The sequence below is a fragment of the Paraburkholderia tuberum STM678 genome (assembly GCF_902833905.1).
Taxonomy (GTDB): Bacteria; Pseudomonadota; Gammaproteobacteria; order Burkholderiales; family Burkholderiaceae; genus Paraburkholderia; species Paraburkholderia tuberum.
This window is the reverse complement of record NZ_CADFGP010000017.1, coordinates 13134-28150: the sequence shown is the minus strand read 5'-3', so window position 1 is coordinate 28150 and position 15017 is coordinate 13134. Positions and strand designations below refer to the sequence as shown.

17 protein-coding genes, 1 tRNA gene and 1 pseudogene are annotated in these 15017 nt (G+C 63.8%); 7 read left to right on the top strand and 12 right to left on the bottom strand.

Annotated features, from left to right (window positions below):
• Positions 1 to 305 precede the first annotated feature (305 nt).
• The 3 genes from HWY30_RS16695 to catA all read left to right on the top strand — a co-directional run bounded on the left by HWY30_RS16695 (position 306) and on the right by catA (position 2774).
• Entirely contained in the window at positions 306 to 1442 is a 1137-nt protein-coding gene (locus HWY30_RS16695; RefSeq protein ID WP_090801479.1) for a muconate/chloromuconate family cycloisomerase, read from the top strand.
• Between the two features lie 27 nt (positions 1443 to 1469).
• A complete protein-coding gene (gene catC, locus HWY30_RS16690) occupies positions 1470 to 1760 on the top strand; it encodes a muconolactone Delta-isomerase (RefSeq protein ID WP_090801477.1) in 291 nt (96 codons plus the stop codon).
• Between the two features lie 78 nt (positions 1761 to 1838).
• Positions 1839 to 2774: a catechol 1,2-dioxygenase gene (gene catA, locus HWY30_RS16685; RefSeq protein WP_090801475.1), complete on the top strand. Its 936-nt coding sequence runs from the start codon at positions 1839 to 1841 to the stop codon at positions 2772 to 2774.
• 324 nt (positions 2775 to 3098) lie between these two features.
• Here the strand turns inward: catA and HWY30_RS43000 are convergent.
• The 5 genes and pseudogenes from HWY30_RS43000 to HWY30_RS16660 all read right to left on the bottom strand — a co-directional run.
• Positions 3099 to 3215: pseudogene (locus HWY30_RS43000) on the bottom strand (TonB family protein); the annotation flags it as partial.
• 216 nt (positions 3216 to 3431) lie between these two features.
• Positions 3432 to 4067, bottom strand: coding sequence for a riboflavin synthase (locus HWY30_RS16675; protein ID WP_090801473.1), 636 nt, complete (start codon positions 4065 to 4067; stop codon positions 3432 to 3434).
• A gap of 15 nt (positions 4068 to 4082) precedes the next feature.
• Positions 4083 to 5234, bottom strand: coding sequence for a bifunctional diaminohydroxyphosphoribosylaminopyrimidine deaminase/5-amino-6-(5-phosphoribosylamino)uracil reductase RibD (ribD, locus tag HWY30_RS16670; RefSeq protein WP_090801471.1), 1152 nt, complete (start codon positions 5232 to 5234; stop codon positions 4083 to 4085).
• Between the two features lie 63 nt (positions 5235 to 5297).
• Complete coding sequence (gene hemL / locus HWY30_RS16665) at positions 5298 to 6581, bottom strand: glutamate-1-semialdehyde 2,1-aminomutase (RefSeq protein ID WP_090801469.1); 1284 nt, start codon at positions 6579 to 6581, stop codon at positions 5298 to 5300.
• A gap of 161 nt (positions 6582 to 6742) precedes the next feature.
• The gene (locus tag HWY30_RS16660) at positions 6743 to 7213 is read right to left on the bottom strand and encodes a hypothetical protein (RefSeq protein WP_090801467.1); all 471 of its coding nucleotides are present in this window, start codon (positions 7211 to 7213) and stop codon (positions 6743 to 6745) included.
• A 298-nt stretch (positions 7214 to 7511) separates the two neighbouring features.
• On the opposite strand from HWY30_RS16660, the gene HWY30_RS16655 reads away from it, so the two are divergent.
• The 3 genes from HWY30_RS16655 to HWY30_RS16645 all read left to right on the top strand — a co-directional run bounded on the left by HWY30_RS16655 (position 7512) and on the right by HWY30_RS16645 (position 9664).
• Positions 7512 to 8732: a Bcr/CflA family multidrug efflux MFS transporter gene (locus tag HWY30_RS16655; RefSeq protein ID WP_090801465.1), complete on the top strand. Its 1221-nt coding sequence runs from the start codon at positions 7512 to 7514 to the stop codon at positions 8730 to 8732.
• A 214-nt stretch (positions 8733 to 8946) separates the two neighbouring features.
• A complete protein-coding gene (locus HWY30_RS16650) occupies positions 8947 to 9177 on the top strand; it encodes a hypothetical protein (protein WP_090805429.1) in 231 nt (76 codons plus the stop codon).
• 82 nt (positions 9178 to 9259) lie between these two features.
• Positions 9260 to 9664: a RidA family protein gene (locus tag HWY30_RS16645; protein ID WP_090801464.1), complete on the top strand. Its 405-nt coding sequence runs from the start codon at positions 9260 to 9262 to the stop codon at positions 9662 to 9664.
• Positions 9665 to 9810: 146 nt separating this feature from the next.
• Here the strand turns inward: HWY30_RS16645 and HWY30_RS16640 are convergent, their stop codons facing one another.
• Complete coding sequence (locus tag HWY30_RS16640) at positions 9811 to 10248, bottom strand: DUF4279 domain-containing protein (RefSeq protein WP_244144925.1); 438 nt, start codon at positions 10246 to 10248, stop codon at positions 9811 to 9813.
• A 50-nt stretch (positions 10249 to 10298) separates the two neighbouring features.
• Here HWY30_RS16640 and HWY30_RS41075 point away from each other — a divergent pair, with 50 nt between their 5' ends.
• Positions 10299 to 10538: a hypothetical protein gene (locus tag HWY30_RS41075; RefSeq protein ID WP_208524317.1), complete on the top strand. Its 240-nt coding sequence runs from the start codon at positions 10299 to 10301 to the stop codon at positions 10536 to 10538.
• A gap of 181 nt (positions 10539 to 10719) precedes the next feature.
• Here HWY30_RS41075 and HWY30_RS16630 read toward each other — a convergent pair whose 3' ends face one another.
• The 6 genes from HWY30_RS16630 to rph form a co-directional block, all read right to left on the bottom strand.
• Positions 10720 to 11139: a DUF4279 domain-containing protein gene (locus tag HWY30_RS16630; RefSeq protein ID WP_090801462.1), complete on the bottom strand. Its 420-nt coding sequence runs from the start codon at positions 11137 to 11139 to the stop codon at positions 10720 to 10722.
• 11 nt (positions 11140 to 11150) lie between these two features.
• The gene (locus HWY30_RS16625) at positions 11151 to 11927 is read right to left on the bottom strand and encodes a hypothetical protein (protein ID WP_090801461.1); all 777 of its coding nucleotides are present in this window, start codon (positions 11925 to 11927) and stop codon (positions 11151 to 11153) included.
• A 287-nt stretch (positions 11928 to 12214) separates the two neighbouring features.
• Positions 12215 to 12304, bottom strand: a tRNA-Ser gene (locus HWY30_RS16620).
• Between the two features lie 55 nt (positions 12305 to 12359).
• Complete coding sequence (gene hemW, locus HWY30_RS16615) at positions 12360 to 13589, bottom strand: radical SAM family heme chaperone HemW (protein ID WP_090801459.1); 1230 nt, start codon at positions 13587 to 13589, stop codon at positions 12360 to 12362.
• Positions 13586 to 14248 carry an RdgB/HAM1 family non-canonical purine NTP pyrophosphatase gene (gene rdgB / locus HWY30_RS16610; protein ID WP_090801458.1) on the bottom strand — a complete coding sequence of 221 codons (663 nt, stop codon included), beginning with the start codon at positions 14246 to 14248 and terminating at the stop codon, positions 13586 to 13588. The genes hemW and rdgB overlap by 4 nt, the downstream gene beginning before the upstream one ends.
• Positions 14245 to 14982: a ribonuclease PH gene (rph, locus tag HWY30_RS16605; protein ID WP_090801456.1), complete on the bottom strand. Its 738-nt coding sequence runs from the start codon at positions 14980 to 14982 to the stop codon at positions 14245 to 14247. Before rph ends, rdgB begins: the two co-directional genes overlap by 4 nt.
• Positions 14983 to 15017 lie beyond the last annotated feature (35 nt).

Genomic DNA, 15017 nt, shown 5'->3' with positions numbered 1-15017 from the left:
GGCAGTGTTGCCCGCGCGCATGAACCGCAGTCCGAAACGACGGAGTACTCACTGCGCGATCCGGGTGGTTACACAACATGCTCTCCATGCATCGAACATTGACTTACGTCATGTTTGAGGCGCAAAAACGGGCCTCATTTTCGATGCCCCACCTGCATGGTGCAATGCAAAATCCATAGAAAGGCCGGGCTTGCTGGCCTCACCATACCCTGCAGGTATGAAAAAGGACAGGAAAAGTATTGGACGGGCCAAACGGGCGAAGGGTATAAAAACATCCAATGAACTCACTTCCCGCCGCAGCCGCCATGACCCAAGCGACCATCGAACGTATCGAAACCCGCCTCGTCGATCTGCCGACGATCCGCCCTCACAAGCTGTCGGTCGCCACGATGTACGGGCAGACGCTGATGCTGGTCAAGGTCTACTGCAGCGACGGCATCGTCGGGATTGGCGAAGGCACCACGATCGCCGGCATGGCCTACGGCCCGGAAAGCCCCGAAGCAATGAAGCTCGCGATCGACGCCTACTTCGCCCCGGCGATGATCGGCAAGGACGCGACGCAGATCCAGGCGCTGATGGCGCACCTCGGCAAGCTGGTCAAGGTCAATCATTTCTCGAAGAGCGCGCTCGAAACCGCGCTGCTCGACGCGCAAGGCAAACGTCTCGGCGTGCCGGTGAGCGAGCTGCTCGGCGGCCGTCGCCGTGAGCGCCTGCCGGTTGCGTGGACGCTCGCGTCGGGCGATACGGCGAAGGACATCGCCGAAGCCGAGCACATGCTCGACGTGCGCCGCCACAAGGTCTTCAAGCTGAAGATCGGCGCGAAGGAACTGAAGACCGACATCAAACACGTCACCGAGATCAAGAAAGCGGTCGGCGAGCGCGCCGCGGTGCGCGTCGACGTGAACATGGCGTGGAGCGAGACCCAGGCCGCCTGGGCGATTCCGGCGCTGGCCGATGCGGGCTGCGATCTGGTCGAGCAGCCGGTCGCGTCCGCCGCGGCGCTCGCGCGACTGATGCGCCGCTTCCCGGTCGCGCTGATGGCCGACGAAGTCTTGCAAGGCCCGGACAGCGCGTTCGAGATCGCGAAGAACGGCGGCGCCGATGTGTTCGCGATCAAGATCGAACAGAGCGGGGGCCTGTTCGCCGCGCAGCGCGTGGCCGCGATCGCAGATGCCGCCGGCATCGAGTTGTACGGCGGCACGATGCTCGAAGGTGCGTGCAGCACGGTGGCGTCGGCGCATCTGTTCGCGAGCTTCGCGAATCTGCAATGGGGCACCGAGCTGTTCGGGCCGTTGCTGATCACCGAAGAAATTCTGACCACGCCGCTCGACTACAGCGACTTCGAACTGACCGTGCCGAAAGGCCCGGGTCTCGGCATCGAACTCGACGAGGCGAAGGTCGAGCGATTCACGCGAGACGGGCTGATGAAGGTCACCCGCTAAACGGATTTAGATCAAGAGGATTCAACGATGCTTTTCCATGTGCGAATGGACGTGCACCTGCCGGTCGACATGCCGGCCGAAGTGGCGAACGAAATCAAGACCCGCGAGAAGGCTTACTCGCAGGAGCTCCAGCGTAGCGGCAAGTGGCGTCATATCTGGCGCCTCGTTGGCGAGTACGCGAATTACAGCATCTTCGATGTAGAGAGCAATGCCGAACTTCACGACATTCTGTCCGGCTTGCCTCTGTTCCCGTACATGAAGATTTCGGTGACGCCTCTGTGTCGTCACCCGTCGTCGATTCGGGACGGCGACATCTGAGCCCAGGGGCCAGGCGCTTTTGACGGCGAGCGCATCCAAAGCCATCTTTTCCCCCTATACCAACTGGAGACAGTCATCGTGAGCGTCAAAGTATTTGAAACCAAAGAAGTGCAGGATCTGCTGAAAGCCGCTTCCAACGTCGATGCCGGGAGTGGCAACGCGCGTTTCCAGCAGATCGTTTTCCGTCTGCTGGGCGACCTGTTCAAGGCAATCGATGACCTCGACATCACGCCCGACGAAGTCTGGGCCGGCGTCAACTATCTGAACAAGCTCGGTCAGGACGGCGAAGCGGCGCTGCTCGCGGCCGGCCTCGGTCTCGAGAAGTATCTCGACATCCGCATGGACGCCGAGGACAAGAAGATCGGTCTCGAAGGCGGCACGCCGCGTACGATCGAAGGCCCGCTGTACGTCGCCGGCGCGACGGTGCGCGAGGGCGTCTCGAAGATCGACATCAACCCGGACGAAGACGCGGGCCCGCTGGTGATTCGCGGCACGGTCAAGGATCTGGACGGCAAGCCGGTCGCCGGCGCGGTCGTCGAGTGCTGGCACGCGAACTCGAAGGGCTTCTACTCGCACTTCGATCCGACCGGCGCGCAGAGCGACTTCAACCTGCGCGGCGCGGTGAAGACCGGCGCCGACGGCAAGTACGAGGTCCGCACGCTGATGCCGGTAGGCTACGGCTGCCCGCCGCACGGCTCGACGCAGCAGTTGCTGAACGTGCTGGGCCGTCACGGCAACCGTCCGGCGCACGTGCACTTCTTCGTCAGCAGCGACGGCCATCGCAAGCTGACCACGCAGTTCAACATCGAAGGCGATCCGCTGATCTGGGACGACTTCGCGTACGCAACGCGCGAAGAGCTGATTCCGCCGGTCGTCGAGAAAAGCGGTGGCGCGGCGCTGGGCCTGAAGGCCGATACGTACAAGGAGATCGAGTTCAACTTCACGATCACGCCGCTGGTCCAGGGTAAGGACAACCAGCTCGTCCATCGTCCGCGCGCTTCGGCCGAAGCGTAATCGCACGAGGCGGCGCCGTGGCGACACGGCCGCTGCCTTTCGTTGCCAACGGCCGGTGGTCTTTGCCGGCCGAATCCCTGAAGCGTCGTGCTGCCGTTGCTTGGCGTTCTGGGCGAGTCGTCGCAAGGGGCGCTCGCAAGGCTCGAGCAACAGCGAAGAACCGGTCGCGCCCGCGGGAGAAGACGGCGGTCGCGGGGAGTCCGCGTTGCTCGCGGCCGCCGCGACGCCTGCGCCGGAGTGAGCCGTATCGCCACTCGCGTGCGGTAGATTGAAAACGAAATTCGTTTCGACCGCCACAGGCTGATTGTCCATGCCCGTGAGCGCGCTGCGCTGGGCACGCCGCGATGCCTGAAGGGCGAGGTTGTCGAACGCTGGATTGCCGGACGAGACTTCGACGACCGCGTCGCTGATCAGTCCACGTTCGTCGACCGATGCACGCACGATCGCATGGGGACGCGGCGCCTGCGCGACCGCAGCGCCGGAGCAGGTGCGGCTCTTTCATTGTGTTTGTCAGCTTCGGATCGTGCACGCGCGCTGGGTCACGGCCCCGGATTCGCCTCGCTCAAACCGGCTTGCTGCGCGGATCGATCGCTGTCCCGATACGCACCGAGCATGCGCTCCAGGTATCGCGTAACGGTCTCGAGGGAAGTGGCCAGGTTACGTCGAGGATGGATCGCCATCGCGCGGCGCATTGAGCATCCGCTCCACATAGCGCGCAATCAGATCGATCTCCAGATTCACTTTTACCCCGTCGTGCAGATGCTTGAGCGCCGTCACCTGCACGGTATGCGGAATCAGATTGATCGAGAACTCGCAGCCGTCGTCGCGATCAACGACGGAGTTCACGGTCAGGCTCACGCCATTGACCGTAATCGATCCCTTGTACGCGAGATAACGACCGATGTCGCGCGGCGCGAGAATGCGCAGCTCGTGCGATTCGCCGACCGGGGCGAAACGCGTGACGATACCGAGTCCGTCGACGTGTCCGGACACGATATGTCCACCGAGCCGGTCATGTGCGCGCAGCGCTTTCTCGAGATTGACCTCGCCGGTTTCGCCGAGACCGGCCGTGCGGTTCAGGCTCTCGCGCGACACGTCGACCTCGAACGAATGAGCGGTCTTCGCGACCACCGTCATGCAGGCGCCCTGGATCGTGATGCTGTCGCCGAACTGCACATCGGCGAGGTCGAGCCCGCCCGCCTCGACGTTCAGGCGCACGCCCGCGTCGCCGCCCGTGCCGAGCGGCTTGACTGATTCGATGCGGCCCACTGCCGCGACGATTCCTGTAAACATCGTGCTAGTCCTTGATCATTTCGAAACGGTGGGAGACACGGTGTCGGTCCCGGGTAAGGCTGTCGGCGCGAAACGCGCGAGGATCCGCAGATCGTCGCCGATCCGCTCGACCGTGTGGAAATTCAGCTTCACGCGGTCTTCGAGCTGGTCGGGCGCGTCCAGATTGAACATGCTCATCGAGTCCACGCCGAGCAGGCTCGGCGCGAGATAGACCAGCAGTTCATCGACGCAGCCTTCGCGCAGCAGCGAACCGTTCAGCTTGTAGCCGGCTTCGACGTGCAGCTCGTTGACGTGACGCTCGCCGAGCACGCTCAGCATGCGCGGGAGATCCACCTTGCCGAACGCGTTCGGCAGCGGCACGATCTCGGCGCCGCGCTCGCGCAGCGCGCTCGCGCGTTCTTCGAGACGCGCGTCGAGCTCGCCGCAGAAGATCAGCGTCGGCGCGCCGGCCAGGATCAGCGCGTCGAGCGGCACGTCGAGCTGGCTGTCGATCAGCACGCGGTGCGGTTGGCGCGGCGTATCGACCGCGCGCACGGTCATGCGCGGATTGTCCTCGCGCACAGTGCCGATGCCGGTCAGGATCGCCGACGCGCGCGCACGCCACGCATGACCGTCGGCCCGCGCGGCCGCGCTCGTGATCCACTGGCTCTCACCCGACGGCAAGCCGGTGCGGCCATCGAGCGACGCCGCCACTTTCATGCGCACCCACGGACGGCCGCGCGTCATGCGCGACACGAAGCCGATGTTCAGCTCCCGCGCTTCGTTCGCGAGCAGCCCGCAGCGTACTTCGATACCGGCTTCGCGCAGCATCGCGAGACCGCGGCCGGAGACCTGCGGGTTGGGATCTTCCATCGCCGCGATCACGCGGCCGATCTGCGCTTCGATCAGCGCGTTCGCGCACGGCGGCGTGCGGCCGAAATGGCTGCACGGTTCGAGCGTCACGTAGGCGGTCGCGCCGCGCAGGTCGTGGCCGCGCGAGCGCGCGTCCTTCAGCGCGCGAATTTCGGCGTGATCCTGGCCGGCCGGCTGCGTGAAGCCTTCGCCGATCACCTCGCCGTTTCTGACGAGCACGCAACCGACCCGCGGATTCGGGTCGGCCGTGTACATGCCGCGCTTCGCGAGCGCGAGCGCGCGTTCCATGTGGACGAAATCGGTTTGCGAGAACATCGGTGTCCGTTGTGGTGCGGTGTCTGGGTCGTGCGAGTTGCGGCCTTTGCTTCGGGCCCGGCTTCAGCCTTTCAACGCTGCGAACGCGCCGCGCGCGGCGTCGATCGTCGCGTCGATCACCGCGTCGTCGTGCGCGCTCGACACGAAGCCGGCCTCATACGCGGACGGCGCGAAGTACACGCCCGCGTCGAGCATCTTGTGGAAGAACGCGTTGAAGCGCGGCACATCGCTCTTCGTGACGTCGGCGAAGCTCGTCGGGGTCGATTCGCGAAAGTAGATGCCGAACATGCCGCCGAGCGCATCGGCCGCGAACGGCACGTCCGCTTCGCGTGCCGCCCGCGCGAGCCCTTGCGCGAGACGCGTGGTGCGCGCGGCGAGCGTGTCGTAGAAGCCGGGCGCCTGGATCAGCTGCAGCGTCTTCAGGCCGGCCGCGACCGCGATCGGATTGCCCGACAGCGTGCCCGCCTGATAGACGCCGCCGAGCGGCGCGAGGTGAGCCATGATGTCGCGCCGGCCGCCGAACGCCGCCGCCGGCATGCCGCCGCCGATTACCTTGCCGAGGCAGGTGAGGTCCGGCGTGATGCCGTAGAGTTGCTGCGCGCCGCCGAGCGCGACGCGGAAGCCGCACATCACTTCGTCGAAAATCAGCACCGCGCCGTACTCGGTGCACAGGCGCCGCAGCGCCTGCAGGAATTCAGGGGTCGCGCGCACGAGGTTCATGTTGCCAGCGACCGGCTCGACGATCACCGAGGCGATCTCGTTGCCGAACGCCTTGAACGCTTCTTCGAGCTCGGCGACGTTGTTGTATTCGAGCACGGTGGTGTGCTTCGCGATATCGACCGGCACGCCCGCCGAGGTCGGATTGCCGAAGGTCAGCAGGCCCGAGCCGGCCTTCACGAGCAGGCTGTCCGCGTGGCCGTGATAGCAGCCTTCGAACTTGACGATGCGGCTGCGGTTCGTGAAGCCGCGCGCGAGACGCAGCGCGCTCATCGTCGCCTCGGTGCCGCTCGACACCATGCGCACCTGTTCGATCGACGGCACCAGCTTGCAGATTTCCTCGGCGATCTCGACTTCCGACTCGGTCGGCGCGCCGAACGAAAAGCCATTCACGAGCGCGCGCTGCACGGCTTCCAGCACTTCGGGATGAACGTGGCCGAGGATCATGGGGCCCCACGAGCCGATGTAGTCGGTATAGCGCTGGCCGTCCGCGTCCCAGAAGTACGGGCCTTGCGCGCGCTCGATGAAACGCGGTGTGCCGCCGACGGAACGGAAAGCGCGCACCGGCGAATTCACGCCGCCCGGGATCGTGCGTTGCGCGCGTTCGAAGAGGGTTTCGTTTCTGGACATGGCGATGGCTGGAATAGGGAGCAGGGGTTGCGCAGCGGCGCAAAGGGCCTCGGACGATTCCCGCGGACCCTTCGCGCGATGCTGGGGTGGATCGAGAAATTGTACCGGAGTCGGCGCCTGCGGGCTGTGCGGGCGGGCGGTCGCGGCGGCGCGTGTTTCGCCTAGCTGCCCGGTGCGGGTATCGTCGGCGGCTTGCGCCTGCCGGTCAATTCGGCCCAGCGCTTCTCCAGCGCGCCTTCGGCGATCGGCTTGATGATCGTGCCCGAGCTTTGCGCATCCCACGTCTGCACCGAGAACGGATGCACACGCAGCTGATCGCGCGTGATGACCGGCGCGTGATGCGCATCGACGAGCCAGTCGTAGACGAAATCGATGCACAGCCGGTAGCCGCGTTTGGTCGACGCGTCGGGGACTTCGTAGGGCGCGCGCGTCACGTAGCCCGAACCGAAGATGCCCTTCGGCTCCTGCGCGACGCGATGCAGGAACACGCGATCGCCGGGCAGGATGCCGCGCGCAAAGCCGCAGCCCCACACGTCGGCCACCGCGTCGCCGGCCGCCACGCGTTTCGCGATGTCGGGCAACTCGGGCCACGGCCATTTTTTGGGGCTCCAGATGAGCAGGAAGGCGGTCATCGCGGGTTCGAACGGGATCAGGGGGAAGGCTGTTGCGCGACGTCGAGCCTTTATGTCGGGCCGTCAAGCTGCGCATACGGAAGCGCGTTGGGCATGCTGGCGGCAGCTTAACCGATCGAGGCTGATTGCGCCGCGCCGCGCCGCGCCGCGCGGTGCTGTCGCGCAACGTCCACGCAGCGGGCCACGAGCGCCGTCAGCGGATTAACCGTCGCGTACAATCGAGCCGGTCAACTGATGGCCGTTCCCGCTTCACCCGTTCCGCTGCCGATGCCGGCGCGGCGTTCCATCCGGATTTCCCATGTCTCACGTCGTCAGACGCCGGCCCGATGGCCGGCTGATCCTGTTGCTCGGCGCGCTGGCCGCGTGCGGGCCGATTTCCATCGACATGTATCTGCCGAGCCTGCCGACCATCGCGCAGGCCTTCGCGGTCGGCACGGGCGCCGCGCAATCGACGCTGACGAGCTTCATGTTCGGCTTTTCGATCGGCATGCTGCTGTACGGTCCGCTGTCCGATACGTATGGCCGTCGGCCGATCCTGCTTGGCGGCATCATCATGTATGCGCTCGCGAGCATCGCCTGCTCGCTGTCGGTCTCGATCGGCTCGCTGGTCGGTTTCCGCTTCGTGCAGGCGTTGGGCGCGGGCGCGGCGTCGGTGCTGGCTCGCGCGATCGCGCGCGACGCGCACGAGCCGGGCGACGCGGCGCGCGTCCTGTCGATGATCGCGATCGTCACGGCGATCGGTCCACTGCTCGCGCCGCTGATCGGCGGACAGTTGCTGCTGCTGGGCGGCTGGCGCGCCGTGTTCGTCGCGCTGACGCTGTTCGGTTCCGTGTGCGCGGTGACCGCATTCCTGAAGGTGCCGGAGACGTGGCCGCGCGAGATGCGCGCGCAGTCGGCGCTGCTGAAGTCGTTCGGCGCGTATGGCACGCTGCTGCGCGATCCGGTCGCGTGGGGACACATGTTGTGCGGCGGCATGGCGTTCGCGTCGATGTTCGCGTACATCACGGCGACGCCGTTCGTATACATCGAGTATTTCCACGTGTCCGCGCAGCACTATGGATTCCTGTTCGCGCTGAACATCGTCGGCATCATGTTCGGCAATTACCTGAACACGCGGCTCGTCGGCCGGCTCGGGCCGGTGCCGATCATCTCGTTCGCGGCGACCGTGAGCTTCGTCGCGTCGCTGTTCGTGTCCGTCGTGTCGCTGACGGGGTGGGGCGGCTTATGGTCGATCGTGTTCGGGCTGTTCTTTGTCGTCAGCGTGGTGGGCGTGTTGTCCGCCAACTGCACGACCGATCTGATGCATCGCTATCCCGCCAACGCGGGCGCCGCGGCGGCCGTGTTCGGCGCGGTGCAGCTCGCGCTCGGCGCACTGTCGAGCCTCGCGGTCGGACTGTGGCAGGACGGCACGCCGAAGGGCATGGGTATCGTGGTCGGCGTGGCGGGCTGTCTGTGCTTTGTCGGACGCATGCTCGTGATGCGTTGGCACGGGACGAAGTCGCCGGTTGCGGCTGTGTGAGCGTGTTGTTCGGATATCGAGGGTGAGCGCTGCGCGAGCGCTGTGAAAACGGCGTGAAAACCGGATGGCGATCGTGCTATTGCGGCTGTGGGCATCGGCCGACGCGTGAGTTCATCGGACGCGTCTCCGGAAAACACCTGGTGTTGCGCGCGCACCACCGTGCGTTGCGGTTTGCATTGCTATGATGAAGTCACTGTTCCTCGGAGCGGCACTCATGGCGATCAAAGACCTGATGAACGGCGAACGGCAATTTGCGGCATTCGCCGAAGCGCAACGGCTGGCCGACAGCGGCGCTTATTACGATTACACCGACATCGAATACGTCTTGCGCTTTGATCACGGGTTGACGGATGTATCGGCTCTGCTCGATAGCCAGTTGATGCATCGCGATCTGAATCGTCGTTGCGCGGATGCGCGCGAAAAGCTCGAGATGGCGGACGCGTGATGCGTGATGCGTCGTGCGCGGGTTCGTGCTGAATGAAGCACGGCGATGAATCGCTCCGAGATTTTCACTTCTGGAGTGGTCGATGACCGATAGCACGCACGCCTCACGTTTGCCCCACACCGACAATCCGGCCGCGCTGGCGAAACCCGGCGGCCACTACAGTCATGTCGCGGTCGCGAATGGCTTCGTCTTCGTGTCCGGGCAGTTGCCGATCAACGCGCAAGGCGAAAAGCTCGCCGATGCGTCGTTCGACGCGCAGGCCGAACAGGTTCTGGCCAATGTGAAGGCGGCGCTCGAAAGCGTCGGCAGCAGCGTCGCGCAACTGGTGCAGGTACGCGTGTATGTCGTCGATGTCGAACATTGGGCGAGCTTCAATCAGATCTATGCGGGCTGGGCCGGCGAGGCAAGGCCGGCGCGCGCGGTCGTGCCGGTGCCGCAGTTGCACTATGGGTTCAAGATCGAGGTTGAGGCGGTGGCGGTGGTTTAGGTCGTGATGGTGGGTACGGGGGCCGTGCATGTTTGCGACATAGAGGATTAATTCAGAAGTGCGGCCCATAACACTCGCGCTGTGCCTTACAAGGTCGCACAAAAAAGCCGACTCGCGAGGATCGGCTTGTGAATTCGAGCGAGGCTCTATCGATATTCATCGATCTCAGCGGTGCCGCCCATGGTTTCCATCATGGTGCGAATATCGTCGGGCACATCAGGCACGCGGTCGCCGCTCTCGTTGTCCCAATAACAGAAGAAACGCATCTGTGCGCCCTTGTCTGCGAGTAGCTGGCGCAAGTCATCTCGCGGCAAGTTCAGGCGATCAATAAGATAGCGGAGATGCGGTTCCAGGGAGTCGCTACGAACGGCGGCTTTGCTTCTCACCCCCCATACGCCGGTACGCCCCGGAACGCTGCTCAGTCGCCCCGACGGAGTCATAAACCGCTCCCCTTTGACTATCGCCGTATCCGGTGTAACGCTGAAATATCGGGTCCAGACTTCGGGATCTAAATCATCCCCGGCTATCGAAAATGATGCATGTGCGAGTTGATGTGCGTTCATCGTATGAAGATCAGTTTGCATAGTCCTGCATATTGCCGATGATGTTTTTCTAGATTCGTCGCCGAGCAGCGTTGACGCGCCTCTATTGCCAGCCCTGGCTGCGCGCGCAGCGCCCGCAATCCGCGAGCGCATCCTCGAAGAGACCAAAATCGACAATTGCGCAGCCTATGAAGGCGAACAGCAACACGCCGGGGCGCACGGCGACATTGCACGGCTTCCGTTCAAGCTCCCGCGATTGGGCCAGCGAACAGGGCTATGCGCGCGACCTTGCCGAGCGGGCGCTTGCCCATACCGTGTCGAACAAGATTTAGGCGGCTTATCACCGCACCGATTTGATGGAACAGCGCCGGCCGATGATGGAAGTGTGGGCCGTGCCTGTTTGCAGCATAGAGGATTAATTCAGAAGTGCGGCCCATAACACTCGCGCTATGCCTTGCAGGGTTGCAAAAAAAGCCAATTCCCGAGCATCGGCTTGTGCATTCGAGCGAGGCTCTATCGATATTCATCGATCTCGACCGTGCCGCCCATGGCTTCCATCATGGTGCGAATATCGTCGGGCACGTCAGGCACGCGGTCGCCGCTCTCGTTGTCCCAATAGCAGAAGAAGCGCATCTGCGCGCAAGTGCGCTCGATGAGTTCTCGCAAATCGGCACGGGGTAGCCCGAGGTGGCCCACCAGATAGCGAAGATGAGGCGTCAGATCGTCGCTCATTATTGCCTCCGCGCTCGAAACGATCCATGTGCCTTGCCGCCAAGGAATGCTGCTCATCATGCCGGACGGCATTAACCTGGGCTGCCCTTTGGCTCCCGCGCGAGATGGTGATACGCCAAAATAGTTCGTCCAGAATTCGGGCGGCTCGGTGTCCTGATAGATCGTGAACGCTGCGTGGGCGAGTTTGTGTTCGGGTGCCATCTCTGTTTCTCTCAGGGTGCCCAGCTATGCATGTTGTCGATGATCGCGCCTCTGAACTCGACATTCCCATCGTCGTGCCAAATAACGTTGTCGTCCCCGCGCATTCGATTGTCTTCTTTCATCATATGGATCATCCTGCCGAAGGTCTTGCGGTCATACCCCAGCATCTTCGCCGCGTAGTTTGGGTTGTTCGTGCTCTCGGCGAGTTCAACCACATCGCCGCTCAACGCATCAGGCACATACTCAAACGGCTGCGCGTCGCCGAGCAGCGTTGATGAGCCTCTATCGCCAGCCCTGGCTGCCCGCGCAGCGTTCAACCGGGTTTGCCAGGTGGCCGGATCATACTGGACGGACAAAATGGGTTCGCCGTCCGGGTGACTGCCTGTCCTCGCTATGGGATTCATTAACGGCGTGCTGCTGTACGGTGACGGAAACAGGCCATTACGCGGACCTTTAACGGCAAGCAGTTTGCCCCGGCGAATCTCTTCGAGAAGAGCAACGATCACCCACCAGCCATCGGTATCAGGGTTGCGGTCCCGTACATCATGAAAAAACAGCCAGTGACTGCCAATGAGATTCCTAATCAGTTTCCGGTCCTCCTCCCACTTCCTGCGATTCAGTGCGGCGATAGCAAGAAATTCCCGGGTCTCCGCCCTAGCCCTCTGAAGGTCTGCGGCCTTGCCGAGGCACGCCTTATAGTGCCATTCGTCGCAGATGACATAACAGGCACCCGGTGGCCGCTGGCAGAACAGCTCCACGGAGTGCATTTCAAATACGGACAGGGACATGGGTGTGTCGATGGTCTATCTGAAGTCGCTGCCGGAGTTGACAGCAGTCAGATAATTACTGTGCGACAGGCAGTCCGTACATGGGCGACCGCCCAAAATCTCGACGGCTCTCGACGAAACGGAAAAAAGCGCCCGCACGAACATTGCGGCTTTTCGCGCCCGTAGCGCGGATGCTCGCGGGCAGCGACCGTACCGCTGGTCTATCAGAGCGGAGAACTGCTCCACCTCGGGCCAGAAAAACAAAAAGCCCGTAAGTCACTGAACTTACGGGGTTTTTCTTGAAAGCCTGGCGGAGGCGGTGAGATTCGAACTCACGGAAGGATTGCTCCTTCGCCGGTTTTCAAGACCGGTGCCTTAAACCACTCGGCCACACCTCCAAGCCGCAAATTGTAACCTGAAAAGATTTCGCTGCCGAGTCTAGGTGACCCGCCATCACTGCGGATCTTTCAGGAACAGCGTCTGCAAGTCGTTCAGGAACGCCTGCCCAAGCGGCGTCGGCGCGATCCGTTCGTGGTCGCGTGTGATCAGCTTGCGCTGTTCCGCTACCTGCAACGCCGGCTCGATCGTCGTGATCGACAGGCCCGTGCGCTCGATGAACCGATGCACCGGAAATCCTTCTACCAGGCGCAGCGCGTTCAGCATGAACTCGAACGGCAGATCGCGCGGCCCGACCTCATGCTCTTCCTGCACGCTTGCACCAGCCCTGGCCTGCTCGATGAACGTGGTCGGATGTTTGTAGCGCGCCTGGCGCACGATGCGATTAGGAAACGACAGCTTCGTATGCGCGCCCGCGCCGATGCCGAGATAGTCGCCGAAGCGCCAGTAGTTCAGATTGTGTTTGCTCTGCCGATGCGGCTGCGCATACGCGGACACCTCGTAGCGCCCGTAGCCGGCCTCGGCGGTGCGTTGATGAATCCAGTCCTGCATGTCCGCGGACGCGTCATCGTCGGGCAACGCGGGCGGAAACTTGGCGAATAGCGTGTTCGGTTCGAGCGTCAGGTGATACAGCGACAGATGCGGCGGGGCAAACGACAACGCCGTTTCCACGTCGGCCTGACATTCGGCGAGCGTTTGCCTGGGCAGCGCGAACATCAGGTCGAGGTTGAAGTTGTCGAACGTGGTCGCGGCGACTTCGACCGCGTGGCGTGCCTGCGCCGCGTCGTGAATGCGGCCGAGCGCCTTCAGATGCGTTTCGTTGAAACTCTGGATGCCCACCGACAGCCGGTTCACGCCGCTCGCGCGAAACTGCGCGAACTTGTCGGCTTCGAACGTGCCGGGGTTCGCTTCGAGCGTGATTTCCGCGTCGGCGTCGAGCGGCAGCAGCGCGCGAATATCCGACAGCATGCGATCGAGCCCCGCCGCCGACAGCAAACTAGGCGTGCCGCCGCCGATGAACACCGTATGCACCTGGCGGCCCCAGATCAGTGGCAAGGCCATTTCCAGGTCGGCGCGCAACGCGTCGAGGTAGTCGTTCTCCGGGAACGTCTCGCCTTTCCACTCGTGCGAATTGAAGTCGCAGTAGGGGCACTTGCGCACGCACCACGGGAAATGCACGTACAGCGCAAGTGGCGGCAGCGACGTCAAACGGATGCTGCCCGGCGACGTGAACGCACTGACGACACCCTTGCCGATGTCCGCCGGCGTCGATCGGATCGGAATCACGCTTCCCCCGACAGACGCGCGAGCAGTTGCCGCAGCGCGATCGCGCGATGGCTGCTCGCGTTCTTGACCGCCGGCTCGAGTTCGGCGGCGCTCGCGTTCAGCGACGGCAGATAGAAGTACGGGTCGTAACCGAAGCCATGCTCGCCGCGCGGCGCGTCCAGGATTTCGCCATGCCAGCGGCCTTCGGCGATCAGCGGTTCGGGATCGTCCGCGTGACGCACGAGTGCGAGCACGCAGTAGTAATAGCCGCGGCGGTCGCTCACGTCCCGCAGTTCGTCGACGAGGCGCGCGTTGTTCGCCGCGTCGCTTTTCTCGCCGCCGGCGAGTTGCGCGAAGCGGGCCGAGTAGACGCCCGGCGCGCCGCGCAGCGCGCGCACGCAAAGGCCCGAGTCGTCGGCGAGCGCGGGCAGGCCGGTGAGCCGCGCAGCGTGACGGGCCTTCGTCAGCGCGTTTTCAACGAAGGTGGGATGCGGTTCTTCCGCTTCCGGCACGTTGAGTTCGCCTTGCGCGATCAACTCGATGCCGGCCGCGCCGAGCAGCGCCGCAAATTCGCGCAGCTTGCCCGCGTTGTTCGACGCGAGCACGACCTTTTTCAGCGGCATTCCCGACGTTACGCCGTGAGCATTGTTCCCGCCACCGTCCTGACGAACCTCATTCACTGCTGCACTCCCAGCGCCTCTTTCTGCTTCGCGATCAGCGTGCTGATGCCGTCGCTCGCGAGATCGAGCAGCGCATTCATTTCTTCGCGCGAGAACGGCACGCCTTCCGCGGTACCCTGAATTTCGACGAAGCCGCCCGCCCCCGTCATTACGACGTTCATGTCGGTGTCGCACTGCGAGTCTTCGTCGTAGTCGAGGTCGAGCACCGGCACGCCGTCGTACACGCCGACCGAAATCGCGGCGACGTAATCCAGGATCGGCGAGCTTTCGATGCGGCCCGTGGCAAGCAATCTGGCGACCGCATCATGCGCGGCGACGAACGCGCCCGTAATGCTCGCGGTGCGTGTGCCGCCATCGGCCTGGATCACGTCGCAGTCGAGATTGAGCGTGCGCGCGCCGAGCTTCTCGAGATCGAACACCGAGCGCAGCGCGCGGCCGATCAGCCGCTGGATTTCCTGCGTGCGGCCGGTTTGTTTGCCGCGCGCGGCTTCACGGTCGCTGCGGGTATGGGTGGCGCGCGGCAGCATGCCGTATTCGGCGGTGAGCCAGCCCTGGCCGCGATCGCGCAGAAACGGCGGTACGCTCTCGCTGACGCTCGCGGTGCAGATCACCTTGGTGTCGCCGAATTCGACCAGCACCGAGCCCTCCGCATGCTTCGTGTAGTGACGCGTGATGCGCACGTCGCGCAACTGGTGGGGCTGGCGGCCGCTGGGGCGTTGGGTGTCGTTGCTCATGTCGGAATGGGTCGGGATGGGCTGGAGGAGGGCGG

Excerpts from the sequence above, each read along its gene's own strand:
- HWY30_RS16695 (WP_090801479.1), top strand. The coding sequence starts at position 306 with ATGACCCAAGCGACCATCGAACGTATCGAAACCCGCCTCGTCGATCTG.
- HWY30_RS16650 (WP_090805429.1), top strand. The coding sequence starts at position 8,947 with ATGGCGATCAAAGACCTGATGAACGGCGAACGGCAATTTGCGGCATTC.
- rph (WP_090801456.1), bottom strand. The coding sequence starts at position 14,982 with ATGAGCAACGACACCCAACGCCCCAGCGGCCGCCAGCCCCACCAGTTG.
- HWY30_RS16640 (WP_244144925.1), bottom strand. The coding sequence starts at position 10,248 with ATGCAAACTGATCTTCATACGATGAACGCACATCAACTCGCACATGCA.
- HWY30_RS16660 (WP_090801467.1), bottom strand. The coding sequence starts at position 7,213 with ATGACCGCCTTCCTGCTCATCTGGAGCCCCAAAAAATGGCCGTGGCCC.
- HWY30_RS16675 (WP_090801473.1), bottom strand. The coding sequence starts at position 4,067 with ATGTTTACAGGAATCGTCGCGGCAGTGGGCCGCATCGAATCAGTCAAG.
- catC (WP_090801477.1), top strand. The coding sequence starts at position 1,470 with ATGCTTTTCCATGTGCGAATGGACGTGCACCTGCCGGTCGACATGCCG.
- HWY30_RS16630 (WP_090801462.1), bottom strand. The coding sequence starts at position 11,139 with ATGGCACCCGAACACAAACTCGCCCACGCAGCGTTCACGATCTATCAG.
- HWY30_RS16625 (WP_090801461.1), bottom strand. The coding sequence starts at position 11,927 with ATGTCCCTGTCCGTATTTGAAATGCACTCCGTGGAGCTGTTCTGCCAG.
- HWY30_RS16655 (WP_090801465.1), top strand. The coding sequence starts at position 7,512 with ATGTCTCACGTCGTCAGACGCCGGCCCGATGGCCGGCTGATCCTGTTG.
- hemL (WP_090801469.1), bottom strand. The coding sequence starts at position 6,581 with ATGTCCAGAAACGAAACCCTCTTCGAACGCGCGCAACGCACGATCCCG.
- HWY30_RS16645 (WP_090801464.1), top strand. The coding sequence starts at position 9,260 with ATGACCGATAGCACGCACGCCTCACGTTTGCCCCACACCGACAATCCG.
- ribD (WP_090801471.1), bottom strand. The coding sequence starts at position 5,234 with ATGTTCTCGCAAACCGATTTCGTCCACATGGAACGCGCGCTCGCGCTC.